This window comes from Ancylobacter sp. Lp-2, assembly GCF_020523795.1.
GTDB lineage: Bacteria > Pseudomonadota > Alphaproteobacteria > Rhizobiales > Xanthobacteraceae > Ancylobacter.
Genome location: NZ_JAJALI010000017.1, coordinates 1 through 25,228, shown reverse-complemented (window position 1 = coordinate 25,228; position 25,228 = coordinate 1). Strand labels below are relative to the sequence as shown.

The 25,228-nt window shown below is 65.7% G+C and carries 30 protein-coding genes and 2 tRNA genes; 15 read left to right on the top strand and 17 right to left on the bottom strand.

The window, feature by feature from the left end; translation table 11 throughout:
• Nucleotides 1-406 precede the first annotated feature (406 nt).
• The 3 genes from LGR54_RS24740 to LGR54_RS24730 all read left to right on the top strand — a co-directional run bounded on the left by LGR54_RS24740 (nt 407) and on the right by LGR54_RS24730 (nt 4,057).
• Nucleotides 407-1,597, top strand: a complete 1,191-nt coding sequence (locus tag LGR54_RS24740) for an ABC transporter substrate-binding protein (protein WP_230364625.1) — start codon at nt 407-409, stop codon at nt 1,595-1,597.
• Nucleotides 1,598-1,689: 92 nt separating this feature from the next.
• Nucleotides 1,690-2,571 carry a Hint domain-containing protein gene (locus tag LGR54_RS24735; RefSeq protein WP_230364624.1) on the top strand — a complete coding sequence of 294 codons (882 nt, stop codon included), beginning with the start codon at nt 1,690-1,692 and terminating at the stop codon, nt 2,569-2,571.
• 1,246 nt (nt 2,572-3,817) lie between these two features.
• Complete coding sequence (locus LGR54_RS24730) at nt 3,818-4,057, top strand: hypothetical protein (RefSeq protein WP_230364623.1); 240 nt, start codon at nt 3,818-3,820, stop codon at nt 4,055-4,057.
• An 85-nt stretch (nt 4,058-4,142) separates the two neighbouring features.
• Here LGR54_RS24730 and LGR54_RS24725 read toward each other — a convergent pair whose 3' ends face one another.
• Together LGR54_RS24725 and LGR54_RS24720 are read right to left on the bottom strand one after the other, a co-directional pair.
• Nucleotides 4,143-4,589, bottom strand: coding sequence for a hypothetical protein (locus LGR54_RS24725; RefSeq protein ID WP_230364622.1), 447 nt, complete (start codon nt 4,587-4,589; stop codon nt 4,143-4,145).
• Between the two features lie 188 nt (nt 4,590-4,777).
• Nucleotides 4,778-4,852: transfer RNA gene (locus LGR54_RS24720), tRNA-Thr, on the bottom strand.
• A 451-nt stretch (nt 4,853-5,303) separates the two neighbouring features.
• Here LGR54_RS24720 and LGR54_RS24715 point away from each other — a divergent pair.
• From LGR54_RS24715 to LGR54_RS24700, 4 genes are all read left to right on the top strand, one after another.
• Nucleotides 5,304-5,489, top strand: a complete 186-nt coding sequence (locus LGR54_RS24715; RefSeq protein WP_230364621.1) for a hypothetical protein — start codon at nt 5,304-5,306, stop codon at nt 5,487-5,489.
• A 153-nt stretch (nt 5,490-5,642) separates the two neighbouring features.
• On the top strand, nt 5,643-6,932 hold the full coding sequence (gene murA, locus LGR54_RS24710) for a UDP-N-acetylglucosamine 1-carboxyvinyltransferase (protein ID WP_230364620.1): 1,290 nt from the start codon (nt 5,643-5,645) through the stop codon (nt 6,930-6,932).
• Nucleotides 6,933-7,035: 103 nt separating this feature from the next.
• Nucleotides 7,036-7,548 carry a DUF2948 family protein gene (locus tag LGR54_RS24705; protein ID WP_230364619.1) on the top strand — a complete coding sequence of 171 codons (513 nt, stop codon included), beginning with the start codon at nt 7,036-7,038 and terminating at the stop codon, nt 7,546-7,548.
• A 122-nt stretch (nt 7,549-7,670) separates the two neighbouring features.
• A complete protein-coding gene (locus LGR54_RS24700; protein WP_230364618.1) occupies nt 7,671-8,684 on the top strand; it encodes a DUF1254 domain-containing protein in 1,014 nt (337 codons plus the stop codon).
• Between the two features lie 133 nt (nt 8,685-8,817).
• Here the strand turns inward: LGR54_RS24700 and LGR54_RS24695 are convergent, their stop codons facing one another.
• A complete protein-coding gene (locus LGR54_RS24695; protein ID WP_230364617.1) occupies nt 8,818-9,690 on the bottom strand; it encodes an SHOCT domain-containing protein in 873 nt (290 codons plus the stop codon).
• A 302-nt stretch (nt 9,691-9,992) separates the two neighbouring features.
• Between LGR54_RS24695 and hisD the strand changes: the two genes are divergently transcribed.
• From hisD to LGR54_RS24665, 6 genes are all read left to right on the top strand, one after another.
• On the top strand, nt 9,993-11,285 hold the full coding sequence (gene hisD / locus LGR54_RS24690) for a histidinol dehydrogenase (protein ID WP_230364616.1): 1,293 nt from the start codon (nt 9,993-9,995) through the stop codon (nt 11,283-11,285).
• A 10-nt stretch (nt 11,286-11,295) separates the two neighbouring features.
• The gene (locus LGR54_RS24685; protein ID WP_230364615.1) at nt 11,296-11,793 is read left to right on the top strand and encodes a UPF0262 family protein; all 498 of its coding nucleotides are present in this window, start codon (nt 11,296-11,298) and stop codon (nt 11,791-11,793) included.
• An 8-nt stretch (nt 11,794-11,801) separates the two neighbouring features.
• Complete coding sequence (locus LGR54_RS24680) at nt 11,802-12,272, top strand: low molecular weight phosphatase family protein (protein WP_230364614.1); 471 nt, start codon at nt 11,802-11,804, stop codon at nt 12,270-12,272.
• Nucleotides 12,273-12,365: 93 nt separating this feature from the next.
• Nucleotides 12,366-12,989, top strand: coding sequence for a Maf-like protein (locus LGR54_RS24675; protein WP_230364613.1), 624 nt, complete (start codon nt 12,366-12,368; stop codon nt 12,987-12,989).
• The gene (gene yacG, locus LGR54_RS24670) at nt 12,986-13,201 is read left to right on the top strand and encodes a DNA gyrase inhibitor YacG (protein ID WP_230364612.1); all 216 of its coding nucleotides are present in this window, start codon (nt 12,986-12,988) and stop codon (nt 13,199-13,201) included. The genes LGR54_RS24675 and yacG overlap by 4 nt, the downstream gene beginning before the upstream one ends.
• Before the next feature lie 524 nt (nt 13,202-13,725).
• Nucleotides 13,726-13,801: transfer RNA gene (locus LGR54_RS24665), tRNA-Phe, on the top strand.
• 117 nt (nt 13,802-13,918) lie between these two features.
• On the opposite strand, the gene LGR54_RS24660 is transcribed toward LGR54_RS24665, so the two are convergent.
• Together LGR54_RS24660 and LGR54_RS24655 are read right to left on the bottom strand one after the other, a co-directional pair.
• Nucleotides 13,919-14,470 carry a hypothetical protein gene (locus LGR54_RS24660; protein WP_230364611.1) on the bottom strand — a complete coding sequence of 184 codons (552 nt, stop codon included), beginning with the start codon at nt 14,468-14,470 and terminating at the stop codon, nt 13,919-13,921.
• A complete protein-coding gene (locus LGR54_RS24655; protein ID WP_230364610.1) occupies nt 14,467-15,066 on the bottom strand; it encodes a hypothetical protein in 600 nt (199 codons plus the stop codon). The genes LGR54_RS24660 and LGR54_RS24655 overlap by 4 nt, the downstream gene beginning before the upstream one ends.
• Before the next feature lie 23 nt (nt 15,067-15,089).
• Here LGR54_RS24655 and LGR54_RS24650 point away from each other — a divergent pair, with 23 nt between their 5' ends.
• Both LGR54_RS24650 and LGR54_RS24645 read left to right on the top strand, forming a co-directional pair.
• A complete protein-coding gene (locus LGR54_RS24650; RefSeq protein WP_370638277.1) occupies nt 15,090-15,374 on the top strand; it encodes a multiprotein-bridging factor 1 family protein in 285 nt (94 codons plus the stop codon).
• Nucleotides 15,375-15,467: 93 nt separating this feature from the next.
• On the top strand, nt 15,468-15,695 hold the full coding sequence (locus tag LGR54_RS24645) for a ribbon-helix-helix domain-containing protein (protein WP_230364609.1): 228 nt from the start codon (nt 15,468-15,470) through the stop codon (nt 15,693-15,695).
• A 1,368-nt stretch (nt 15,696-17,063) separates the two neighbouring features.
• On the opposite strand, the gene LGR54_RS24640 is transcribed toward LGR54_RS24645, so the two are convergent.
• The 12 genes from LGR54_RS24640 to LGR54_RS24585 all read right to left on the bottom strand — a co-directional run bounded on the left by LGR54_RS24640 (nt 17,064) and on the right by LGR54_RS24585 (nt 25,007).
• A complete protein-coding gene (locus LGR54_RS24640; protein WP_230364608.1) occupies nt 17,064-17,273 on the bottom strand; it encodes a hypothetical protein in 210 nt (69 codons plus the stop codon).
• 240 nt (nt 17,274-17,513) lie between these two features.
• On the bottom strand, nt 17,514-17,702 hold the full coding sequence (locus LGR54_RS24635; RefSeq protein ID WP_230364607.1) for a hypothetical protein: 189 nt from the start codon (nt 17,700-17,702) through the stop codon (nt 17,514-17,516).
• A gap of 249 nt (nt 17,703-17,951) precedes the next feature.
• On the bottom strand, nt 17,952-18,122 hold the full coding sequence (locus LGR54_RS24630; RefSeq protein WP_230364606.1) for a hypothetical protein: 171 nt from the start codon (nt 18,120-18,122) through the stop codon (nt 17,952-17,954).
• A gap of 146 nt (nt 18,123-18,268) precedes the next feature.
• Nucleotides 18,269-18,925, bottom strand: coding sequence for a hypothetical protein (locus tag LGR54_RS24625; RefSeq protein WP_230364605.1), 657 nt, complete (start codon nt 18,923-18,925; stop codon nt 18,269-18,271).
• Nucleotides 18,922-19,113: a hypothetical protein gene (locus tag LGR54_RS24620; protein WP_230364604.1), complete on the bottom strand. Its 192-nt coding sequence runs from the start codon at nt 19,111-19,113 to the stop codon at nt 18,922-18,924. Before LGR54_RS24620 ends, LGR54_RS24625 begins: the two co-directional genes overlap by 4 nt.
• An 8-nt stretch (nt 19,114-19,121) precedes the next feature.
• A complete protein-coding gene (locus LGR54_RS24615) occupies nt 19,122-21,332 on the bottom strand; it encodes a M15 family metallopeptidase (RefSeq protein ID WP_230364603.1) in 2,211 nt (736 codons plus the stop codon).
• Nucleotides 21,332-21,637, bottom strand: a complete 306-nt coding sequence (locus LGR54_RS24610) for a hypothetical protein (RefSeq protein ID WP_230364602.1) — start codon at nt 21,635-21,637, stop codon at nt 21,332-21,334. Before LGR54_RS24610 ends, LGR54_RS24615 begins: the two co-directional genes overlap by 1 nt.
• Entirely contained in the window at nt 21,634-22,149 is a 516-nt protein-coding gene (locus LGR54_RS24605; RefSeq protein ID WP_230364601.1) for an HK97-gp10 family putative phage morphogenesis protein, read from the bottom strand. Before LGR54_RS24605 ends, LGR54_RS24610 begins: the two co-directional genes overlap by 4 nt.
• 91 nt (nt 22,150-22,240) lie before the next feature.
• On the bottom strand, nt 22,241-22,801 hold the full coding sequence (locus LGR54_RS24600; RefSeq protein WP_230364600.1) for an HK97 family phage prohead protease: 561 nt from the start codon (nt 22,799-22,801) through the stop codon (nt 22,241-22,243).
• Between the two features lie 164 nt (nt 22,802-22,965).
• Nucleotides 22,966-23,550: a hypothetical protein gene (locus LGR54_RS24595; protein ID WP_230364599.1), complete on the bottom strand. Its 585-nt coding sequence runs from the start codon at nt 23,548-23,550 to the stop codon at nt 22,966-22,968.
• Nucleotides 23,551-23,973, bottom strand: coding sequence for a hypothetical protein (locus LGR54_RS24590; RefSeq protein WP_230364598.1), 423 nt, complete (start codon nt 23,971-23,973; stop codon nt 23,551-23,553).
• Nucleotides 23,974-24,101: 128 nt separating this feature from the next.
• Entirely contained in the window at nt 24,102-25,007 is a 906-nt protein-coding gene (locus LGR54_RS24585; protein WP_230364597.1) for a hypothetical protein, read from the bottom strand.
• Between the last annotated feature and the right edge of the window lie 221 nt (nt 25,008-25,228).

Genomic DNA, 25,228 nt, shown 5'->3' with positions numbered 1-25,228 from the left:
GAGCCCACCCCCGTCAAGGCACGTGACGGCCCCCTTCCCCGGAGCGGCCACAAGGGAAGAGGAGAGACGATATCCTCTATTTAGAGGAGTTGAACGGGCGGACCAATGCAACAAACACTACGTCGACAGGTATAGCCGCGAGATTTCCGCAGGGGGGCGGGGGGCGACCTGTCGGAGGGGGAGTCAATTGGCGACATTCGTCAGCGTCGGAGTTGCGCCGCTCACGTCACTCGGCGGAGGAAGCCATGCACTCGCCGGGCCGTTGAGCCCCCTTCAATATTCGACCATCGATAGCAACGCAGCTGCGCAAGCATTTTCTACCGTAGCCGCCTGATCCCGAAACTGTTGCATCTCCGCGTTCCCGGCGCCGGGCGGCCCCCGCCTTTCGCACTATCGAGAGAACATCATGAAAAGCCTGTTGCTCGGCGTGGCTATGCTCGCCGCGGCGTCGTTTACGGCACGCGCGCAGGATAACACCGTCAGGATCGGTGTGCTCAACGACCAGAGCTCGTCCTTCTCGGCTATCGGCGGCACCGAAGTCGTGCGTGCCGTCGAGCTCGCCATCAAGGATCACGGCGGCAAGGCCGCGGGGATACCGGTCGAGCTGGTCATAGGCGATCATCAGAACAAGCCGGAGGTCGGCCTCGCCATTGCCGATGACTGGCTGGCGCGGGACAAGGTCGACGTCATCGCGGACATGACCAATTCAGCCATCGCGCTGCCGGTCAACAAGCTGATCGGCGCCCAAGGCAAGGTCGGCCTGTTCGTGTCGCCGCTGACCGACCGTCCGACCGAGGAAGACTGCAACGGGCATGTCGTGGCCTGGGCCTATGACGCGGATTCGACCATCCGCGCCACCGTCAAGGCACTGCTGGCGCAAGGGCACACCTCCTTCTTCATCCTGTCGCCCGACACCGAGGCCGGCGTCATTCAGGAGGACGCCGTCGCGACCGCCGTGGCGGCGCATGGCGGTGCGGTGAAGGGCAAGCGGCGCGCCCCGCTCGGCACGACGGACTTCTCGTCCCAGTTGGCCGAGGCGGAGGCGTCCGGCGCCGAGATCGTGATGATGAACATTTCGGGCGCCGATCTCGTCAATGCGATGAAGCAGGTGCAGAACGCCGGCCTGCGCGACAAGGGCATGAGGATTGCCGTCACCTTCATGCATCAGGCCGATGTGCGTTCCATCGGCGTCGAGGCGATGCAGGGCGTGCGCTTCGCGGTTCCGTGGTTCTGGGGCAAGGACGAGGCCTCGCGGCAATGGGGCCGGCGCATGATGGCGATCACCGGTCACGCGCCGGGCTGGATCGCCGCCGGCACTTATTCAGCGGTGACCAACTATCTGAACGCGATCGACAAGGCCGGCACCGACGATTCCGCCAAGGTGCTGGACGCCCTGGACGCGCTGAACGTCGCCGATTTCTTCATCGCCAATGGCGATCTCCTGCCCAATGGCCGCATGATCCACGACATGTATCTCGTCGAGGTCAAGACGCCGGCCGAGGTCACCGAGAAGGAAGACTTCCTGAAGCTCGTCGAGACCGTTCCGGCGAAACAGGCCTTCCGTCCGTTGTCGGAATCGGACTGCAAGCTCCGATAGCCTCCATCCCGGCCCTACCTCTCCGATAAAATTCGTTCAATTGCATCCGCCTCCGCAATCAAACAAATAGACCTCAATCCGGATTTTAATCGATGGCAACCTATTCTACCTCCTACCTTTACAACGTCTCCTTCGATACATCTACATTCACCTATAATATCACCGGGTCAGCCATCATATCGGAAACGCTGACCAGCACGACCAGCGAGGAATATTTCTACATAGACGACAACATAACCATCGATGGCGTCAATCAGTACATCTATCAAGGGTTCCATGGAAATGGCGTACTGGTGCTGTTTCATGGGAATTACATGCTGTTCTCGAATGACAGCGACCTGTCCGGCCCCGTGACCATCGAGACGACGCGCTTTGTGACCTGCTTTGCGGCCGGCGTACGGCTTGCCACGCCGAATGGCGAGCGCGCCGTGGAAGATCTCGCCATCGGGGATCTGGTCCTGACCGCCTCGGGCGAGATGCGGAGCATAAGGTGGATCGGACGACAGAGGATCGTGCCGATCTTCGCCGATCCGCTGACGGTCCATCCCATCCGCATTGCCGCTGGGTCTCTCGACGGCGTTCTGCCGGTCCGCGACCTTGTCCTGTCGCCCGATCATGCCCTGTTCCTTGACGGCGTGCTGGTGCATGCGGCGGCGCTGGTGAATGGCACCACGATCACCCGTGTGAAGCCGGAGGAAGGCTTCACCTACTACCACGTCGAGCTGGAGGACCACGCGCTGGTGCTGGCCGAAGGCGTCGCGGCGGAGACCTTCGTCGACAACGTCACCCGCCGCCGCTTCGACAATTATTCGGAGTTCGAGGCGCTTTACGGCGTGCCGACCGAGCCCATTCGCGAGATGGACCTGCCCCGCGTAAAGTCCGCCCGACAGTTGCCGGCGACGATGCGAGCGAGGCTGGCCGCCCAAGCCGCGGCGCTACCTGATGCCGCCGCGCTAACCGATGCCGCGGCCTAGACGCCTCCAGCCTCGGCGTGGATCGAAGGCCGGCCACCGATCGGATTGGCCGGTCCCCTCCCCCTGATCGCGGGCCACAAGGATGGCGCTGGCGTGACAACGCCGTTCGTCCGGCATGCCGCGGACGGCGTGCTGGCCGCAACCGACCATCACAATGCGGCTCGGAGCGCCGGCCCCTGCCCGGCCGGCGCCGGGCACCCGCAGCATCCGCGCCTCTCCTCGCCGACGGCCTGAGGCCATCCACGCGAATGCCGCCCAGACGACGATGGGCACACCGCTGGCGAGGAGGACGAGACCCGCCCAGCCGATCCCTGCCGCAGCCCCGTCCATCGCCCTGCGCCAGCGCCGTAACAACCACAAGTCGTTACGGCCTCTCGCGATCCTCCCTGTCCTCCAGCCACGGCCTGGCATCGGCCAGCCCACGCCGCACGGCGGTGTCGATCAGATCGGCCAACGCCTCCCGGGGACAGGACGACGTTTCCGGATGGTTCGCCTCGCACCGGCCACGACCGTGGCAGCCCCTCGGACACCGTCATGGTCCGCGCATGGGAGATCAGGTCGGCACCCAGATCGACTGGGCGCCGGTCCAGCGAACTTTTGGGAAGGAAATGCTGTAGGGGGTGAAGAATCGGTCGATCTCGCGGTGCGACGCGACAGGACCTCTGCGGGCGAGCGCGAGAGGAGGATCGCGGCGCGGATCCGGACGGGGCGGCTGCGTCGATCTGCTTGGCGAACGTCGAACCCGCGAAGCCGCTGCCCGATAGGGTGACAGACCGCGCCGCGTGCGCCGTGCGGGTGACCGGCCGGCGGCCCTTTGATGACGTCGTGCACCGCATCTTCCTATCTCACGACGTCGCGGGCGAATACTGCATCGGTGCCGGTCGCCGCGATGGTCAGCTCGGCATGGGAAACAGCAACTCCAGCGCCGGAGGCGTGACCGATCTCGCTCTTCCGGGCGCCGACGCTATCCCTGTACGCCTTGAGCGTCCGCCGCTCCCGAACCATCCGCGCAGCCAGACCGACGGCACGCGTGCTCTACCGCAGCAGCCTCGCCGCATGGCCCGGCGTCGACAGTTGCCATGCGTTCAAGCACGCGCTCCAAGCCCAACGGACGGCGGGCGATCATAGAGTTTTTCTATCAAAGATAGCAAAACGTCGTCAGCACAACCCACTTGGCGAAAAGGGGCGCGGTGCGGTAACATGGTGGCCATAAATCGCCTCTAATTCAGTACCAAAGGTGAGTGACATGCTTCCGCAAGGCGCTCTTCAAGCCGTGCTCGAGGCTTTGACCGCGGCCCGCGACTACATACGAAACGCCGAAATTGCGATGGACGCCGTATGGGGTAGCGGACGTTCGTTGGAAGGAATGATTGCGGACGGCGACGTCGCCCCGGCGCTGACCTTGGTCGAGGCAGCGATTGAGGTTGTCGGCGAAGTCCCGGCGCTGGGATGGGATCACCCCACATTGTCGTTCGACAAGCACTAGCTGCCGGGCACGATTTTCGTGCGAATGGTGCGCGCCATCAGGAACGCGCCTACTGCGACCATTCCGGCACCGGCCAGCGGCGCCCCTATCGGCATCCGTCGATTGGCCGACAGAGCGTGGCGCGGCCGACTTTCAGCGCGAACGACAGGTCGATCACATCGCCTGTGGGACAGGTCTTCGTCGGCCCGCCATCTACGGCACGGACGCAGTTCTTCCGCCCGTTTTGTCGCCGCATCGTCGTGCAAGCCGTCCCCATCGCCCAGAAGCCGACGATGTCGGCACCGGCTCGTTCGGTCCTTGAAGGACCGCGCCCTTCAGTGAACGCCCGCCGGAACGAATATTCGCGCCGATCGACGCTCCCCCATTCCGAAGCGGGCGCCTCGTGGACCGGTTCCTCGGCCAAGCCGTTGACGACATGAGCCGGGACGACGCGCACGCTCGGCGACAGCCGCGCCTCGAAGCGACCAACACGCTGCCGGCCCCGACGCAGTGGCGCGTTCAGCCATGACACGCCGATCCAGCAGACCGGCAAGCCCGGCTCTCCACGAACCCGGAAGATGGACGGCCCTGAGAATCAGGAGCAGCTGGCCTAAATCGCTGTGCGGATTATGTACGCGCGTCGATACAGGCTTGCTAATTATCCTGCTATCTCACGCACACTCGCGCGCCAGCCCGCTTATGAGGAAACCTGCCTAAAGCGCTGATTTGATTTGAGATAACTGGTGCTGCGAGAGAGGATTGAACTCTCGACCTCTCCCTTACCAAGGGAGTGCTCTACCACTGAGCTACCGCAGCCCTGCGGGGAGGTGCTCCCCGAAAGCGGGGCGACGTTTGCCACAGCCGGCGGCGGGGCGCAAGCCCGGTATGACGTCATTCACAGCCGCGTCTCCGCCCCGCTGTCGCCGGCGGGCCTCCCGCCCGCCCTTGGCACGGGCTCCCACCGGCCCCGAGTCCCCTCCTGCCCCCCGGGGCCGCCACATCCCCTTGCCCTCGCTGTGACCGGCCCTGGCTCAGCCTCGGTCCAGCGTGATCCCGGCGCCATCCCGGCCCTGCCCCTGTTCTGGTCACAGTCCCGGCCGGCGTCATCCCGGCACGGGCCCCGTTTCGCCCTCAGTCCTGGCCCGCGCCATCCTCGCATCGACGTCACATCACCCTACCCCGCCTCCCGCCGCACGGCGTCCCCGGCTGGACATCCCCGTCCCGCCGGTGCGAAGACAGGGTGATCATGCCGTTGGGAGTGTCGCCGATGCGCCGCAAGGACGATGCCGAAGCCGAGGAGCGCGCCCGGCGCCTCGCCGCCGCGCTGCGCGAAAATCTCAAGCGCCGCAAGGCGCAGGCACGCGGCCGCGATGCCGCGCCCTCCTCCTCGGCGCCCGCCACCCCGACGGAGGCGCCTTCCCCGCAATCCCCCGCCGGCGACGGCGAAGACTGAGGCCGGCGGCGGACGAATTGCCGCGCCGCCCGCCACGCGCTAGGAGTGACGGTCAACGCTGGGGGAACTGCCGCGCGAATCGCGGGCCCTCGTCACGATCACTGCCGCCGCGAGCGCGCCCCGTGCAGCGCCCGGCGAGGGAGCACAAGCTAGATGGACCGCATCCGCATCGTCGGCGGCAACCCGCTCAACGGATCGATTCCGATCTCCGGCGCCAAGAACGCCGCGCTGCCGCTGATGATCGCCGGCCTGCTCACCGACGAGAAGCTGGTGCTGGAGAACGTGCCGCGTCTCGCCGACGTCGCGCTGCTCCAGCGCATCCTCGGCAATCACGGCATCGACATCACCGTGGCGGGCAAGCGGCGCGGCGACGATGCCTATGCCGGCCAGACGCTGGAGATCGACGCCCGCGTCATCGTCGACACCACCGCGCCCTACGACCTCGTCTCGCGCATGCGGGCAAGCTTCTGGGTCATCGGCCCGCTGCTGGCGCGCATGGGCCAGGCCCGGGTGTCGCTGCCCGGCGGCTGCGCCATCGGCACCCGCCCGGTGGACTTCCACCTCGACGCGCTGCGCGCGCTCGGCGCCGAGATCGAGATCGATGCCGGCTACGTCATCGCCCGGGCGCCGAAGGGGCTGAAGGGCGCGCGCGTCGTGTTCCCGAAAGTGTCGGTCGGCGCCACCCACACCGCCATCATGGCCGCCAGCCTCGCCCATGGCGAGACCGTGCTGGAGAACGCCGCCCGCGAGCCGGAGGTCGTCGACCTCGCCGATTGCATCAACGCCATGGGCGGGCGCATCGAGGGCCAGGGCAGCTCCACCATCCGCATCGTCGGTGTGCCGCGCCTCAACGGCGCCCGCTACGCCGTGCTGCCGGACCGCATCGAGGCCGGCACCTATGCGATGGCGGTGGCGATGACCGGTGGCGACGTGCTGTTGTCCGGCGCCCGCGCCGACACGCTGGAAACCGCGCTCGAAACGCTGCGCGACGCCGGCGCCGAGCTGACGGTCTCCAATGAAGGCCTGCGCGTGCGGCGCAATGGCGCTGGCATCGCGCCGGTCGAGGTCTCGACGGCGCCCTTCCCCGGCTTCCCGACCGATCTTCAGGCGCAGCTGATGGCGCTCACCACCCGCGCCCGCGGCACCTCGAAGATCACCGAGACCATCTTCGAGAACCGCTTCATGCATGTGCAGGAGCTGGCCCGCCTCGGCGCGAAGATCCATCTCGACGGCGACACCGCCACCATCGAGGGCGTCGAGCGACTCACCGGCGCGCCGGTGATGGCGACCGACCTGCGCGCCTCGGTGTCGCTGGTGATCGCCGCTCTGGCGGCGGAAGGCGAGAGCATGATCCACCGCGTCTACCACCTCGACCGCGGCTTCGAGCGGCTGGAAGAGAAGCTCTCGGCCTGCGGCGCGCAGATCGAGCGGCTCGCCGGCTGAGCCGTTCGGCGCCCGCATGCCCGGTACGCGTTGCGCGATGCCCACTTGAAGCCGCCGGGAGGCGGCTCCATCTGTGCCCCGTAGCCAAGCGGAGAACGAGAAAATGGGCAGCGGCCTCAAGCTGATTGCGCTCGACGACGAGGATCTCGCCGTCCTGTCGGTGCATCTTCAGGATGCGGTGGTGTCGGTGGGCGACATGGCCTTCCAGCCCGGCGAGCGTCGCTTCGTCATGCTCGCCAACCGCTTCGACTGGGAAAGCGCGGTGCAGAAGGAGCTGGCGGCCGAAGGCGCCGGCGCCGCGGCGGTGGTCGCCGCCCTCGATCTCGGCCCGGCCGGCAAGGCGCCGTCGGGTTGTGTCCGGCGCCGCGCGGGCATCCGCTTCGAGCATGTGCTGGGCGCGCGGGTGCGCGGCATCGACCTCAAGCGCAAGCGCGACGTGCTGAACCTGCTGCTCGTCACCTTCGAGCCGACGGAATCGCCGTCCGGCACCGTGACCTTCACCTTCTCCGGCGGCGGCCAGCTGCAGCTCGCGGTGGATTGCCTGGAAGCCGGCGTCGAGGATCTCGGCCCCGCCTGGGACGCCAAGGGCACCCCCTGCCACGACCAGACGGCGTGAGGCGGCAGCACCGCCCGCGAAGACCTCGCCCTCGCCATGCGGTCTTGCCCTCCGCATTCGCTATCGGATTGGTGGCGGAAGTATTAGGGTGCCCCCGGACTATCGTACCGGGAGTTGCATCGATGAAACCGTCCCTCGTCGCCGGCCTCGGCCTTGCTTTCGCACTGCCTCTGGCCGCCCATGCCCAATCCGTGCCTGTCACGGTGGACAATTTCCCCCGGGCCGAGTCGGACATGTACATGGCGGCTGCCGTCAAGGATGGCGGCCTCGGCGTGTTCGCCCATAACCGCACACCGACTCCGATCGACCAGCAGAGCGTCATCCGGATGAACCGGGACACGCTCTATTCGCACACGGTATTCGACCTCGACGCCGGGCCGGTGACGATCACCCTGCCCGATGCCGGCAAGCGCTTCATGTCGCTGCAGGTGATCAACGAGGATCACTACACGCCGATGGTCGTCTACGCCGCCGGCCCGGTGACCCTGACCAGGGAGAACGTCGGCACCCGCTACGTGATGGCGGCCATCAGGACGCTCGTCGATCCCAACGATCCCAAGGACCTTGAGCAGGTGCATGCCTTGCAGGATGCCATCAAGGCCTCCCAGCCGGCGCGCGGCAGCTTCGAGATACCCAGCTGGGACGCCGCCGGACAGAAGAAGCTCCGCGACGCCCTGCTGGTCCTGTCGTCGGCGACCGGCGGCTTCAAGAACGCCTTCGGCACCAGGGGACAGGTCGATCCGATCCAGCACCTGATCGGCACGGCGGCGGGATGGGGCGGCAACCCGGACCGCGACGCGACCTATCTCAGCCTGACGCCGGCGAAGAACGACGGCACCACCGTCTACAAGCTGAGCGTCAAGGACGTGCCGGTCGACGCTTTCTGGTCGATCAGCGTCTATAATGGCGAAGGTTTCTTCCAGAAGAACGAGTACGACGCCTACTCGCTGAACGATATCACCGCCGTCAAGAGCACGGATGGCGCCGTCGATGTTCAGTTCGGCGGCTGCGACGGCAAAATTCCCAACTGCCTGCCGATCGTGAAGGACTGGAACTACACGGTGCGGCTCTATCGTCCACGTGAGGAAATCCTGAACGGCACCTGGACGTTTCCCGAGCCCCAGCAGGTTCCCTAGCCGGCTCGGCGCTCACGCGGCCGCCCAAGGATGTGCGTCCTCTGCCTCTTCGACGGTCAGGGGTTTCCTGTCTACGCTGCGCTCCGCCCCACGGAGAGCGCGGCGTGGCGCCTGCACTGGGCGGTCGCGACGGCTACAGGCGGGCCAGCAGCTCGGTCTTCTTGGCCTGGAATTCCGCCTCGGTGAGGATGCCCTTCTTCGCGAGTTCCCCCAGCCGCTCCAGCTTGTCGAAGATGTCGTCATGGCCGCCCGACGGCGCGCTCTGTAACGGCGCGACGGCGACGTCGGCTGGCGCGGGCGCCGGCACAGGGGACAGTTCAACGGCCGAGGCCGGCGCTGGCGCTGGCGCCAAGACCGGCGCTGGCATGAAGACCGGCTCCGCGGTGAAGACCGGCGCAGGCGCGATGACCGGCGCAAGCGCCGGCTCGGCCACCCATGGCTGCGCAGGCGCCGGCGGGTCCGCTGGCGCCTCGCCCGTTCCCGGCACGCGCCGCAGCGACCCGAGATCGACCTGCCCGAACTGACTGGAAAAGCTCAGATTATAGGTGCCGCCCTGCTGCTGGGACACGCCCGAGATCATGTGCTCGCCGGTATCGAAGACCGTCACCACACCATGCTGGCTGATCACCAGCCGGCGGTCGGACGGGAAGAAGGCATAGCGCATGTCGTTCTGCGCGCCGGCCGTGCTCGGGTTTCCCAGGCCGTCGGGCCACCAGCGATAGCCACCTCCCATGACCGGCGGCGGCAGCGTGGCGGCGAGATCGGCCAGCTCGTGGCAGAGCCTGTCCACCTTCGCCTTGAGCCCGTTGTTGAACATGTCGCCGATCATCAGCATGCCGCCGAACGACCACTGGCCCATGCCGCCGAGCTCGGGATGGCTGAATTGTGCCATGCTGCCGCCGCCGGCACGTATGGCGTCGAGCAGCGTCCGCGCCGCGTCGGTGCTCACGCCATTGGCTTCGGCGATCCTGCGAAGCGTCTGCTCGGTCGACGTGGCGTCGGTCATGGCGTACGGGTTTCCGATCTGGAAGCGGGTGGATGCGGGAAAATGGCCGGCTGAAAGGCCCGGCGACATCCTGTAGACCTTATCCCACGTTTGGGCGGGATGTTCCACGGGCCTCGCTCGTATGTCCTCGCGCGGACCCGCTTCGCGTATGCAGAGCGCGCGCAAAAACCTCGCGCGCCCCTGCCCCGACGCGGATGCTCTTGTCATCCGGCGAGGCGATTGCGATACGGATGACCCGGCCCCGCCGCGATCCATGGCGCGGGGAAGGGTCGCCCATCCGGCCACCGCTTGCAGGACCTACCATGCCGCTTCACCTCGACACCCGCTCGCCCGATTTCGCGGACCGCTTCCAGGCCTTCCTCGGCACCAAGCGCGAGGTGTCGGAGGACGTGACCCGCGCCGTCGCCGAGATCGTCGCCGAGGTGCGCGCGCGCGGTGACGCGGCGCTGATCGACTATTCCCGGCGCTTCGACCGCATCGACCTCGCCAAGGTCGGCATCCGCGTCACCGAAGCCGAGATCGACGCCGCCGTGGCCGCTGCCGATCCCAAGACGCTGGAGGCGCTCACCCTCGCCCATGAGCGCATCCGCTCGCACCATGCCCGCCAGTTGCCGGAGAGCGGCCGCTATGTCGACGCCATCGGCGTCGAGCTCGGCCATCGCTGGACCCCGGTGGACGCGGTCGGGCTCTATGTGCCGGGCGGCACCGCTGCCTACCCCTCCTCGGTACTGATGAACGCAGTGCCAGCCAAGGTCGCCGGCGTCGGCCGGCTCGCCATGGTGGTGCCCTCGCCGGACGGGGTTCTCAACCCGCTGGTGCTGGCGGCGGCCCGCCTCGCCGGAGTCGACGAGGTGTATCGCGTCGGCGGCGCGCAGGCGGTGGCGGCGCTCGCCTATGGCACCGCCACCATCGCCCCGGTCGCCAAGATCGTCGGGCCGGGCAACGCCTATGTCGCCGCTGCTAAGCGGCAGGTGTTCGGCACGGTGGGCATCGACATGATCGCCGGCCCGTCCGAGGTGCTGGTCATCGCCGATGGCGACCAGAACCCCGACTGGATCGCCGCCGACCTGTTGGCGCAGGCGGAGCATGATACCGCCGCGCAGTCGATCCTGTTCACCGACAGCCCCGCATTGGCCAAGGCGGTGGAGGCGGCGGTGGAGCGCCAGCTCGCCACCCTGCCCCGACGCGACATCGCCTCGGCCTCCTGGGCCGATTTCGGCCTCATCGTCCACCTCACTGCACTGACCGACGCCCCTGCCCTGGCCAACCGCATCGCCCCCGAGCATCTCGAAATCCTCACCGCCGATCCCGAGGCACTGGCGGCTGAGATCCGCCATGCCGGGGCGATCTTCCTCGGCGCCCACACGCCCGAGGCGATCGGCGACTATGTCGGCGGCTCCAACCACGTGCTGCCCACCGCCCGCTCGGCCCGCTTCTCCTCCGGGCTCGGCGTGCTCGACTTCATGAAGCGCACCTCGATCCTCAAATGCGGACCCGAGCAGCTGCGCGCCCTCGGCCCCGCCGCCATCGCCATCGGCGAGGCGGAAGGGCTCGGCGCCCATGCCCGCTCGGTCGCCATCCGCCTAAACCTTTGAGATATCAGGCATGGCGGACGGCGATGATCCTCATCTCGATACGCGCCGCCTGGTGGCGGTGCGGCTCGATCCCGCCTCGATCGGTCGCTCCACCCGCGACATCGAGCATGAGCGCGCCATCGCCATCTACGACCTGATCGAGGAAAACAGCTTCGCCCCGCTCGGCGATCCGCATCCCGGCCCCTACGCCCTCACCGTATCGCTGGCCGACAACCGGCTGGTGCTCGACATCACCCGGCAGGACGGCGAACCGGTGGTGTCCCACCACCTGTCCCTCAGCCCGCTGCGCCGGGTGGTGAAGGACTATTTCCTTGTCTGCGAAAGCTATTACGACGCTATCCGCCGTGCGAGCCCCTCGCAGATCGAGGCGATCGACATGGGCCGGCGCGGTCTCCACAATGAGGGCTCCGAGCTGCTGCGCGAGCGGCTGAAGGACAAGGTCGCCTGCGACTTCACCACCGCGCGGCGGCTGTTCACCCTCGTCTGCGCCTTGCATTGGAAGGGTTGAGAGCGGTGATGGAAGCCGCGCAGCCGCTACTCGACCCGGCCCGCGGCAAGGCGCGTCCGCATGCGGTGTTGTTCATGTGCGGGCAGAACAGCGTGCGCTCGCCCATGGCCGCGGTGCTGGCGCGCCATCTGTTCGGGCGTTCCATCTATGTCGGCTCGGCGGGGGTGCTGAAGGGCGAGGTCGACCCGTTCGTCACCGCCGCCATCGAGGAGATCGGCCTCGACGTCAGCCGGCACCGGCCGCAGACGCTGGAAGAACTCGAGGAAAATGAAGGGCTTGCCTTCGATCTCGTCATCACCCTCTCCCCCGACGCGCATCACCGGGCGCTGGAGCTCACCCGGAGCAACGCCCTCGACGTGGAATATTGGCCGACGCCGGACCCGACCCTCGTCACCGGCAATCGCGAGCAATGTCTCGACGCCTATCGCGCGGTACGCGACGAGTTGGAGACGCGGATTCGCGCGCGTTTCCGACCGTGAGCACGGCCGACGGCGTTCACAGCGGCGCGGCTTTCCAGTAGCGTGCCGGCCATTCGGACCGTCGGATTCACCGACGGCACAAGGAGTTTCTGCGTGAGTCCCCGCCCCTCCCTGGTCCTGGCCTCCGCCTCGCCGCGTCGGCTGGCGCTGCTCGCCCAAGCCGGCATCGAGCCCGATGCGCTGCTGCCGGCCGACATCGACGAGACCCCCGAGCGCGCCGAGCTTCCGAGCCGGCTGGCGCTGCGCCTGGCCCGCCAGAAGCTGGAGGCCGCCGATGCCCGCCGCCGCGCGGCCAGCGAGTATGATGGCGCCTATCTGCTCGCGGCCGATACGGTGGTTGGGGTCGGGCGGCGCATTCTGCCCAAGCCCGAGCTCGGCGAGGAGGCAGAGGACTGCCTGCACCTGCTCTCCGGCCGCGCGCACCGCGTCTATACCGGCATCGCGCTGATGACGCCGAAGGGCGGGGTCCGCACCCGGCTGGTGGAGACCCGCGTCCGGTTCAAGCGCCTGTCGGGCGAAGAGATCGCGGCCTATGTCGCCTCCCGCGAATGGCTCGGCAAGGCCGGCGGCTATGCGATACAGGGGCTGGCCGGCACCTTCGTGGTCAAGATGGTGGGTTCCTACACCAATGTCGTCGGCCTGCCGCTCGCCGAAACGGTGGCGCTGCTGGCCGGCGAGCATTTTCCGGTGCACGCCCGCTGGGGGAACCCGGCATGAGCGACGAGCCTACCGACAAGGTCGCGGCCCGGCCGTGCCCAATCTGCGGCAAGCCGGCCGTTGCGCGCTATCGGCCGTTCTGCTCGAGCCGCTGCGCCGATGTCGACCTGCATCGCTGGCTGTCCGGCAGCTACTCGATTCCCGGCAGCACCGAGGAAGACGAGGACGGCGAGGACGTGTCGTTGGTGCCGCGTTCGCCCAGAGAGCCGTAAGATCGGATAGACCTGCAACGCCGCGAAGCCGCCTGACGGCTGCCGTGTACCGCTGTGTGGGCTCCGGCATGCGCATGGCAACCAAGCTATAGAGACTTGACTGAGGATCCCCGTGAATTGAGCTCACGGCCTTCGGTGACGGATATCGTGAAGAGCGATCAGGGCCACCAGATTGACGAGGTGTCGCGCTCTCGCCCAGCGAGTTGCCACGCGTACGTTTCCGGCCTGCGGGCGGGATCAACGACGCCGGTACACCGGCGCCTCTTCACCTGTACCAGTTCACCTGCATCGGCCGATGCTCGGCTGAAAGCGTACGGGAAAGCGCCGCACCGGGCTCCACACGGGCCCGCAGGCGCCGCCCCCGTCCTCAACGACATGGCAGAAAACCCTTTGCAAACGCATGCTTAGGCCCTGGTGGGGACAAGTTGGGGAAAGCATCATTTTTCCGTCGCCTCTTATGGACATGCGGAGATGGAGACTCTATAAACCGCCCCGCTCCGCACGGTTGACGCCGTGCCGGCTACGCCCAGGTAGCTCAGTTGGTAGAGCATGCGACTGAAAATCGCAGTGTCGGCGGTTCGACTCCGTCCCTGGGCACCATCAACCCTTGATTTCATTGGGTTTTTTGGCGCTTTTCAACGCCCAATATGCAATTTGCCATAACGGCCTATGGCGATGCCCCGCCGCACCTTCGCGCGGCGGCGCTGGGTGGCAGGGCTACACCGCTGCTGTGGTTGAACGTCGCGTCCAAACGGACGGGCGGTCGAACATGAACGCGAAGAGCTCGACCTCCTTCAGCAGGGCGAGCCCCAACGCTGAGGCGGGATGATACCGTAGGATCCGACGAGCCGCCCTGAACAACTCCCGCTCCACGCGCCTGCATTCGTCGCGCACAGAGACGTAGCCGTTCGTTGCCTTGATCGCGTCGACGTCGTCGAGATCCAAAGCGCCGTCCGCCCGGCGGGCCGCCGCCATCGCTGAGCGGTGCAAGACCTGTGCTTGCGCAATCAGAGCATTGAGCGCGGCCCGTCTTCGCAGGAATCTCTTGGATAGCACCAGCATCAGGCTCTCGGCCGGTGCGGGGTCCATCTGCCCGGTCTGTCGCCAGGTAGAGAGTTGCACCTCGAAGAAATTGGGCGCCTCATGATAGGGCCTGCGAAGGTCCGCCATGGTGAGGAACTTTGGGAGCGGGTCGCCCATCCGCTCGCAGAACGCGACGAGCTCATCGTGGTCGGAGTGCGGGGTGGGTGCGGAGATGTGCATGTTCAAGACGGCCTCCCGGCGAGGCGCTCGATGTCGGCAAGGAAGCCGAAAAAACACTCCGCCGGCCAGTCGCGGCCCTCAGGTGCGACGTCAACATAGTCACCTGCCGGCATAACCTCGCTGAGTAGCACTCGCGCCTTCACGAGCAAGCCGGCCGCTGTGGTAGCCGGCAGGTCGCGTATCTGATCGGCGACGAGGTTCATGCATTCCATAGCCGCATCATTCGCAGCCTCGGCGACGTCCATTCCGGTAGCGGCCGAAGCCGCCGCGTGAACCGCCATGTAGGCACTGTCGGAAAGCTCGTGCTTGCCGGTTTGACGGCGGAGCGTGTCGATCGCTGCCTGTCTCGCGGCATCCGTTGGCTTGCCAAGCTCAGCTTGCCTACGCCAGAGCGGCACCCACGCCGCGTGCAAGCTGTCGAATTCTGCACCGAGTGCGATCAGTTCGGCGTCGGGGCCTCTATAGTCGCCCTGAGCGGCCGGCGCCTCGTCATTGCCGGTGCGCTCCAGGGCGTCCCTGAGTACGTGACGCGGCGCGTGGGGCGGCTTGAGGGCGTTGTCGTTCTGGGCGGGTAGGGAAGCGTTAAGGGTGTTGGGCGTCATGGCTTTGCTCCGGCGAAAGATGCATGATACAAAAAGGATCATATGAAATGATCCAAAATTGGTCAAGCATGATTTCACCCGCTCAGTCTCGCGCCGCCAGAGGGCTTATCGGCTGGTCTCAGACCGAACTCGCGCAAGCCGCGGGCATGTCGTTGCCAACGGTAAAGCGTTTTGAAACCGGCACCGGCGCTAGAGTGTCTTCGGACGCAGTTGCAGCCATCCGTGCCGCCCTCGAGACGGCAGGCGTGATCTTCATCGATCAGAACGGTAACGGCCCCGGCGTGCGACTACGGGAGCGGCAGGGGTAGGTGGGCGCGCAGCTGTCCGCGCCGACCATTTGCATCCACTGACGCAAGGGTAATAGGGTAACCCCAACATGTGCCGGCTATGCGGAGGGGGCGATGCCGAGACAGATAACTAAGCGTTCGATCGTTGTTGGAGAACGAAAAACCAGCGTCTCACTGGAAACGGAATTCTTCGAGGCCCTCAAGAATATCGCGCATCGAGAACGCAAGCCCCTCAGCGCTTTGGTGCGGGAAATCGACACAAGCCGACCGTACGGCGCCAACCTATCATCCGCCATCCGGCTGTACGTGCTGGCCGATTTGCAGCAGCGCCTCGAGGCATAGGCACGCGGTTGCCTGTGACCATTCGAGCCGGTACCCTGAAAGGCCGGTGCCTGGCTCCCAGCCCTCGGGCATCGGCAGGCTGGGCACGTTATGGTCAGCGTGCCCAGCCATCGAATTCATGGACGGCGTGACGCTCCCCCTCACCGCAACCCCGGTGTTACGAGCGCAGGCCTAGGCCGGGCGTTACTAGCCCCTTAGTCACGCCCGGCCGCCCATCCTTCGGCGCGCCAGCGCCCTTGACGTTGGTTGCATCCATGGCAGGATGCCACCTAGAGGACTCGGGGCGGGTCATGTCGGATATCAACGAAACCGTGTCGGATCTCGAGCTAGCCCTTGAGGATCTATCTGCTGCCCTTGCCATGGTAAGACGCTCTCCGGATCGAAAAGAGCGTGCTACGATGCTCCGGCTCAGCGAGCACCACTGGCGGCAGGTGCTGGCGGCTCATCGCAAGCTGCTGCGGCTGACGAAGAACACCTCGAGCGTCACACGGCAGGCTGTTCGGCGCTCAGGCCAACAATCTCCTAGCGCGGCGCCATAGGGCGGGGCAGCCAACGTCGTATCCGTGGTCGGGTGCAGCCTGAATGTAAGCGAAGGCCGTCCCGAAGGCGGCCTATCCCTTGCTGTCCGCACGATGCCCCTTACGCGCCCCAGAAATCGCCGCTAGCGGCCAGTGTGGCCGTTAGCACCCGTACCCGCCCTCTCTGCCGCTTCTGCGCGGGCTGCTGCTGATGGGCGACGCAACGACAGAATTTGGCCATTGCGTCCTCTGGGCTAGTCGCACTTGAACTCGCGCACCTTCTCGTCGGCGACAAGCCGTCGCCGCATATCTGAGGGTTTATCGCGATCGTGCAGACAGGTGCCCTGACGCTTCCAAGGCTTACAAAGAAGGCATCCCGCCCGCGTTGATTTCGGGCGTTTCCGCTTGTGGTGCATGTGACCCTCCGACAATCGCCGGTGCGCCCCTATGGCGCACGGACGTCTTCGGAGGGTGGGTGTGGTGGATTACCATGGCAGGAAGGATAGCTGGTGGCCTAGCGGGTGGCTACCAAGGGACGCAATGCCCAAAAGCCAAGAAAGCCAAAAACAGCAATCAGCAACGCGACGCACTCTAGTATAGCCGCAATGAAATCCAGCCTACCCAACTCAGCAGCCATTTGAATGCTGTCTGTGCTTTGCAGAAGCTCGCCAAGTGAATTCGGCGGCACATTAACTTGTATGCCCACCCACGGCGAATAGGTCGTCGCAATGCAAGTATGTTCGGATCGCCTTCAGCGCCGACTATATCGAGGTGCCGGGCGGTACCGTCGTCGAGCCAGGCACAACGATCTGGCGATGATCGTGAAGGCGCCGCGGGGTTAGACCGCGCGTCAAGAACCGCGCGGCGCCTCGGTATGCGGGCGAACGATGTGTCGCGGCTGGATGTCCAGATCGCCATCATCGCCGACCACGATCCGGTCGTTGGTGATGGCGTCGTTGAACTCCAACTCCAGCAGTTCGGCGAGATAAAGGGCACGCTCAAACTGACCGGCTCGCACCTCAGCACGAATTTCGTTCAGCCTCTCCGCCATGACGCTCATGGTCTCGTTACTCCAGGCCCGCCCGCCTCAAAAAACCCACGGTTGTGCTTGATTCCGCCATGATCTCGGATTGAGGGGCGCAGAGTGCCAAACAGCGACCAGTCGATAGGATCAATAGCACGCGCCGACCAGCACGAAACATTTGATGAAGACATTGTCGGCCGCATCATCATGCACGACCAAACGCTTCGCGCGAAAGATGATTGGTCGCCGTCAATCGCGCGAGAAGCGCTGACACGATTACGAACTGGACTGCTCGGGCGGGTGAGTGACGCGGACCTCGTCCGGCTTGACACCTACATCGCCGGCCTCCCGGCTGGCCCGGATGGCGTCGATGACCTCTAGTTCGAGCATTTTCGCAACGTAAGTCGCAGTATGCCACTGCCGTTGTTCAACTTCCGCCTTGATGTCCGAAATCTTTTGCAGCAACCGATGCACCGTTAGCCCCTTTGTCCCAATCCGCCTTCCCCCAGTCAAATCTATCCAGATGATCGGCGGAGACTATAGGCAAAATGACTAGGGTAGAAGATGCCCCAGTCAACAACCTTTGATTGCTAATTTTGTTGACAAATTGGATGCATTATGCCACTGGTTCGCGGAAGGCCGTGTCAGAAACGCACGGCATAGATGGGCAGACAGAAGACGCCGGTTGGGGCATCGAGACTGGTGCGCAGGCGCTCACTGCCTGAGGACATAGACCTTGATCCCCGCCCAAATGACCACGAGCACCCCGCCGGTCACGATCGCGAGCACTGTGTAGCCGATCTTGCTGGCTGCTCCATCGATGGCGCGACGGAGGCGGCACACCGCAGCGTCGGCACCGCCGAGGCCGGAGGCGGTATCGGCCACCGCCTTCTATGTCGCCGCTGCGATGACGGGCGTCAGCTGGGCAAGCACCGTCGTGGCGGTCTTCTGCCTAGCCTTTGAGGCTATGTTCGGCTGGCCGGACTGGCTGTCTGCCCACCGGGGGGCGGCGGCTGCCGCGGCTATAGACTCTACAACCCCCACCGCCCCAGCAGTCCGCGCCGCGCCGCAACTTCCGGCACCACGCCGACGGGGCGCTGCTCGATGCGGTCGGCGGAAATCGACGTCAGCACGACGGGCCCGCCGACCCAGTCGACGAGTTTCTCGCCGTACTCGTTCTTGATGTCCGCGTCGCGAATCACGCCCATGTAGCGCGGGAAGTCGCGAGTCGGATTTATATAGTCAGTGTCGTTCGGCAGGTGGAATTTAGCGATGCAGCTATGGTCGATCGGCGTTGCGAAGAACGTTCCCACGTCTTTCGCCTCGAACGCCGGCAGATCGGGCTGATCGAGCGTCGCGCAGTACCAGATCTGAGCCTTGCCGTCGGCCAGGCCGGCAAGCACGACCGCCTGTTCACCGAATGTCGGGTCCATTGTCTTCACCCGTCGCAGCGCGTCGGGCAGCGCCTTGGCGGCAGCGGGGAGCGACTGCGCCTGACGGCAGAGCTCGTGAACGACGATCGACGCTACGCTGTATGCGCCGGTTGCCGCGATCGCCGCGGACAGGTGCGGGATCGTGGCGATCTTCGGCATGTTGACCCGCCCGGCATCCGTCACCGCCAATGAGTCTGTGGCGAGATGAACGACCCGGTTGGGGTGCGACTGGGTCATGGCGATGATAGCGGTCACGGGCGAGCCTTTCGGAAGAGATGGATGGTGGCGGTGACGCCGAGAGGCAGGGCGCTGGAGACGATGCCCAAAGCCGTGCCGGTTAGGCCGGGGAACATGGTGGAGGCGATGATCATGCTGATCGGCTCAGCACTGGCCGGCGAAACGAAAAAGGCCGCCAGCAAGGCGGCCAGTAAGAAGGTCTTCATTGGTTTTCCTACCTTGAGTGAGTGCCGGGCCGAGCCGGAGCTCGCATCGCGTCGTCCTGCGTCCACCCGCTAACGGATCGACGCACCTGCTTGACCGTCTGCCGGTTGCCTTCAGCCACGATCGCGCGGATCTGCGCTTCGCTCACTGTCGACCCGCTGGCGTCGACAGTGGTGTGGAACGACATGGATGGAGCCTGCCGCGCCACGCCCGCCACGTTCGGCAGGGTCGGCGCGCTGCCGACATAGCCACCGCTGGCGTACCCCTTCAGGCCGCGGCGCATCGCGTCGAGAGCGCCAGGGCCACCGGCCGCACGAACGGACGCCTGATCAAAGACGTACTCGCCCTTATGCACCATGCCGGCGGGCTGGTACTTGCCGCCCGAGCCGGTGTAGCCGCCGGAGGAGAAGCCGGCCGCGCCACCAAACAGCGAGCCGAAGAGCGAACCCAGCAGCCCGCCTGAGCCGTTAGTCGGGAATAGGGCATTCAGCCCGATATCCACCAGCCGATCGGCGACCCGCGACAGGGCGTTCGCAAATACCTCCGCTCCATCGGCACCGGCACGCAGGTCGGAAATCACACCGCCGATCACATCACGCCCGATGCTATTCACCTCGGCTACCGCCTCGGCAGCACGGTGCTGGGCATCAACGGAGGCCGACGCAGCAGCCTGCAGATTGCCGTACTGCTGCGCCAGCGCGTGCAGGCCGGCCGTGTGCTCGGGGGTGAGCTCAATGCCTTGGCGTTGAGCTTCGGCCAGTAGATCTTGCTCGAACCGGTACGCCGCCGCAGCCTGCGTGGTCATGCCGAGCGCCTGCTGCTCGATTTGCATCTGTCGGATGCGCTCGTTGGCGGACGAAACCACATCCTTGTAGGCGTCGGCCTGAGACTCGCCACCACGCGCACCAGCCGGCTCGATGTGCCAATTTTCATTGGAGAGAGGGAAGTTCAGCCCGAACGATTTCGCATTGTCATGCGCCCACTGGCGGGCAGCATCGGAGCCGAACGACAGGTCGGCGGCTTGCCCCTTGTTGTGGTTGCTGGAGCCCGGCGGAGCCACCCACTTCCGCGCCTCAGCGACGGAGCCGTACTTCTTCAGCGCCTCGTTCCAAAGCTGCTGCTGGCGCTCGACCGTGCGGAATCCGGAGGTCACACCAATGTTGAATCCCATGGTGTTCGCGGAATCGATGAAGCTCTGCAGGTTGGTCTGGAACCCCTTGTCCAGGCCGGCCATCTTGTCGCCAGCACCTGCCGCCGGGCGAGCGTTCACGGTCACAACGGCCTTGGGGCGGCGGGCGAGCTCGTCCTCAAGCTGCTTAATCTCCGCCTCGCGCTCGGCGATATAGGCGTCGCTGAAGCCGTAGCTCTTGTACTTGGGCAGTGCCGCCTTCGCGAGGTCGAGGCGCTTCTGGATGGTCGAAGTGCTCTGGTTGCCGACGTCGCCAAGCATGTCGACGAACTGCGACATGACGTTCACGACGCCGACGAGCGCGGATCTCAGGCTCGTCGACACGGTGTTCGCGATCTTGTCGAACTGGCGGTCCAACTCGACGGCCTTGTCGATCATCTCCTGAGAGATGACGTTGCCGGTGTCGCGCGCCTCCTGCCGGAGCTTGGCCACGCTGCCGACGCCGCGGTCGAGCAACTGCACGAACTGCTCACCGCCGGTGCCGCCGAACAACTCGTCTGCGATGCGGATCTGCGAGGCGCGGTCCAGCTTCGCCAGCTTGTCGATGATCTCCTCGAAGAGCTTATCGGGCTCGGCGAGTTTCTTACCCAGATCCTCGGCTGTATAGCCAAGCCGTTGGAACGCCTCAGCGGCGCTACCCTGTCCGGTGACGACGAATTCGTCGGCCCGCAGCTGAAGCTCCTTGAGGCCGTCCGTCAGGGCGTCCAGCCCGACGCGGGACTGCTTCGCCGCGTAGGCCAGTTCCTGAAATGCCTCGGCGCCGACACCGGCTCGCTTCGCCTCGGCGTTGAGTTGCGCCAGATCCGACGTCACCGCCTTCAGCCCGGCGAACGCACCAGCGATCGTGAGCCCAGCCAGGCCAGCGCGAAGTCCATCTCCAACACCGGCGAGAGCAGCGCGAGCGATGCCGCCCGTTCGTTTTGCGTCCTTCCCGAAGCCATCGAGATCCTTGCCGGCCTTCTGCAGGCCGCTGTGGAAGCTGGCGCTGCTCAGCCCAAGGTCGACGAATACCGCGCCCGCCGATGAAGCCATTACGCGGCCTCCTTCTCGATCGAGCGCAGGAACGCGCCAAGGGTCGAACCGACCGCAGCAGCGCAGGTAGTCAGGCCGTGCTTGTGCAGGAGCTCGTCCGCACGCCGCTCGTCGATCCAGCTGATAACGGGAGGCACCATGGGCCAGCGGCGGTCGAAGCTGCCGACGGCCAGCAGGACGCGTAGGGCAGCGAGCGACATTCCGGTGTCAGACTGGGCCTCGGCAACGATGTCGCCGACCTTCTTGCCCAGCGTGCGTTCGGCGACGACGACGCGGGCGATATCGAATTTTATGTTGATGCTCATGCTGAGCCCTTCTTCGCGGCTCGCGCCGCTACGCGCTTCGCCGTCTTTTCGATCTCGCTCGCGAGATCATCGGCGATGCTGCTGGTGATGACGGTTTGATTGGCCCTTAGGGCCGGTGCCATGAACGGGTGCGCAGGCATCTTCTGTGTGCCGTACTCGTTCCAGGCGGCGTGGCGGGCCGAGGCCTGCACCCTGAGAGTGGCCGAGGCGCCTGCGCCTTTCGCTGCACGGTTGGCCTCCCGCGCCGCCTGGCCAGCTTCCGCTCGGGTGGCACCATCGTGCATGGCCTCAGCGAAGGCTGCCTTGCCGGCGTTGCGCCGAATTACCTTCGTGCCGATGGATGCCTTGAGGTCGCCCTCGTCCACCGGAGCGTAATTGCGTGCGGCATTTTCGACGGGTTTTGCAGCGCGCTTCAGCGCCCGCGCGAGTACACCTGTCTGGGTTGATTTCTTGAATTGCTCCAAGCCCTTCGCGACTTCACGAAGACCGCGAATGTCGAGTTTCGTTTGCATGGGGGTCATATTTTCAATTGCAGACGTGTGCGTTGTGGGACCCCACAGGTCCGAGGATCAGAGGCGACTGGCCTTCTGGCCCAGCCCCCAGTCACCCGATCCCACGCAGCCTCATGGCGGCCTCTGCCTTTTGGCGCAGGCGCTCCGCCGACGCGGCAACATTGCGTTGCCCCCCGAGGTCTGCGCTGGTGCTTTCATATGCAGGCCAACCGACCAGCGACATCTCGATGAGGTCGACATCTGTGATGGTCCTGATGGGGAATCCAGAGGCGTCGGTGTCCCAGTCCTCCTCCACCACCCGAAAGCCGATGGAGCAGCCCCTGATGTCCCGGCGCGTCACGGTACCGATCGCCGTCTGCCCGTCTGGAGTGCTGGGGTCGGCTTCGAGCTCGAAGCGCAGCCCCCTCTCATCTTCGCGCAACTGCAATGTCCCTGCGGACACGCGCCCTAGGATTCGACCGGCGTCGTGGTGAAGCAGCGCGAGCACGTCGGGGCTCTCCGCAAGGCTGCGACGAAAGCTGCCCGGCCTGAGGATCTCCCGAAAGGCACCGCCGATCACGGCTGGGCTGTTGAACCGCGCGGCATAGCCGCTGATCGAAGTGCCTCGGGTCTCCGGGGCTGCCTCGGTACGGCGCTCCTGCTCATTTCCCACCGCGCACCTTCCGCTCTGCGGCTTCCAGACGTGCGAGGCGAGTGGCCATCCCGTCGCTGCGCAGAGTCAGAGCGATAGCCATCGGATCTCTATCAGTGCCAGTAAAGGTCTTGCCGCGTACAGTAATCTTCCGCGGTTTCTTGGCCGGCTTCGCGTCGGCGCGTTCAGTTGCCATAGTAACCGGCCTCCCGCGCGTTCTTCAAAAAGACCTCGATATGACCACCATCAAACGCATTGCCCATCCAGCCGAGATTCATCGGGCGAAGCGTCGACCAGGCGATGTCTTCAACTTCGAGCTGGCTTCGCAATTCGTCGTAAGATTTTCGCTCCGCATCGAGGGCATGCATGGCCCGGCACAAGGCCGCAACGCGACGACCGTATTCGGGCCGCACCTCGTCGCACACAAGGCGGCTTGCGCGCCCGCGCGCCTCCCGCAGGCGCTGGTCCAGGACGGTGAGGGCCGCGGTCACGTCCCGGTCAAGCTGAGAAAGCTCCGAGAGCCGACCGTGGACGCTGGTCTGCGCGACAGTATCTTCACCGAGCAAGGTCGCGACGCCAGCGCGGTAGGCGGGCACCGGGGCGGTGGCGAGCTCTTTCTCGAGTTTCCGGCGCTCGCGGATGGTGGCAGTCTGCTTATCCAGCAACTCGGCGCGCTTGGCGATCAGCGCCGCATATTCCGGCACGGTGGTCAGCGGCGGCACGCGGTAAGATTCGGCCGCCACCGACTTGTTCTTTGACAAGAGGCCCATTCAGCCCTCCATAATTTTCGAGGAAGTGCGCGTGGTGGCGTCCCATATGATCGCTGGTGCGATCACAGTGACCGCGGCATCCGCGTGCGGGTGCAGGTCGTCCCAATTGCCGGCCTGAAGCTCGAAACGCTTCGGGCCGAGTGGGCGCGACAGCACGAACCTGTCAGAATCGGGCTCGGTGCCGGCCATGGTCGCGGCGGCAGCATTGGCCGATTTCACCGGCCAACCGGCCGCGGTCAGCGCGTAGGCGATGCCGAGTAAGTAGGCGTCTCGGACCGACAACATAATTCGCCCGTTGGACTTCTCGCCGACATAGCCGGAGGCGCCGCGGGCAAGCCGAGATCGGAGATCGTGTTCGGATACGCCGAGCAGTTCTGCAACTTCGCAGACGGTCATGGTCGGGTCATGATGGTGGGAAAGCATGGTTTGGCCCTTGGCTCATGCCAATAGTGAAACGAAAAGAAAAGCCCCGCCGAAGCGGGGCTAAAGTAGTTGGGGTAAGGGGCTCGCCAGCCCTTCATTATTATTCCGCGCGAGGCGCCAGAAAGGGACTATGCCGCCTGCAGCAATTCCTGAAGGTGGGTCGCAGCGTCCCGCAGAAACATCTTCCCGCGACGTTGGGCGGTCTTTCCGTCGTGCCCAAACAGCCTGCCGATGTCCGCGAAGTTCTGCGCCTCGAGCGCGGCGTCGAGCACCGTGACGTCGTCAGCACTCAGCCGCTGCCGCACCCGGCACGCCAGGCGGCCTGCATCTATGCGTTCGTCCAAGCTGGGCGGCGGCACCACCGCCTGCGGATCCACGGCACCGCCTGCGGAGCCTCGCCAGGTGGTGAGGCGATCACGGGCAGGGAAGCCGCCGCAATGGGTGAGTGCTCCCTTCGGGATGCGGCGATCCGCCTTCTCGATGGCGCCATCCTCACGGCGCGCGAGCACGCGCTCATAGGTCTCGCCGCCTGCGAAGCGCAGAGCGCCCAGACGGGCCAGCGGGGCGCAGGGAGTGCCGCCGATGATGGCAGGTGCGCTGTCGGGGTGTAGATCCATGTCTCCCCCGGCGGGCACGGCCGGGCCGCCGCACTCACTATGGGCCACCTCTACATCCCCCATGGCGCGCATGATCTCTTCTGGCCGCGGGCGCATCTCCATCTCGCTATCGATGGAGGGCGGCGGAGGTGCTTCGGCCCACTCGTCTTCGTAGTAGTCGAACGGCTCGTCCGCGGCGCTGTCGTTGGCTGCGGCGAGCATCCAGTTCGTAGTCAGTGGTTCGGCCGGTTGGCACAGGCTCCGCCAGGTGCGCAGCGCGGGCGCAATGCCGGCCAGGTCAGCGTGGCGCCCCATGCCCGGCCGGTCGCGCGATAGGATGTCGCTGTCGTTCGCCGGGGCGCCTATTGCCCAGCTGGCGACGATGCGGCGGTGTTGCTCAGGCGTGCGAACGGTCGCGCCGTCGAGGGCGAGGGTCATCGGCGAGTTCCTATGGAATGGGGGCGCTCTGCGGCGCCTGCTACTAGATATAGCGTTTGGGCGCCCCGTCCGCCCGTGCCGGAACCGGAGAAGCTCGGCGCGATGCACATCAAGCGCATGCGCCCCCGCCAAAAAATAACTCGAAAACCTGCGGGATTTCGCGTTGCAGGACCCCGCCGGTGCGCAGAAGAGACGAGCGTAGACCTTGAGGTACCCCCGGT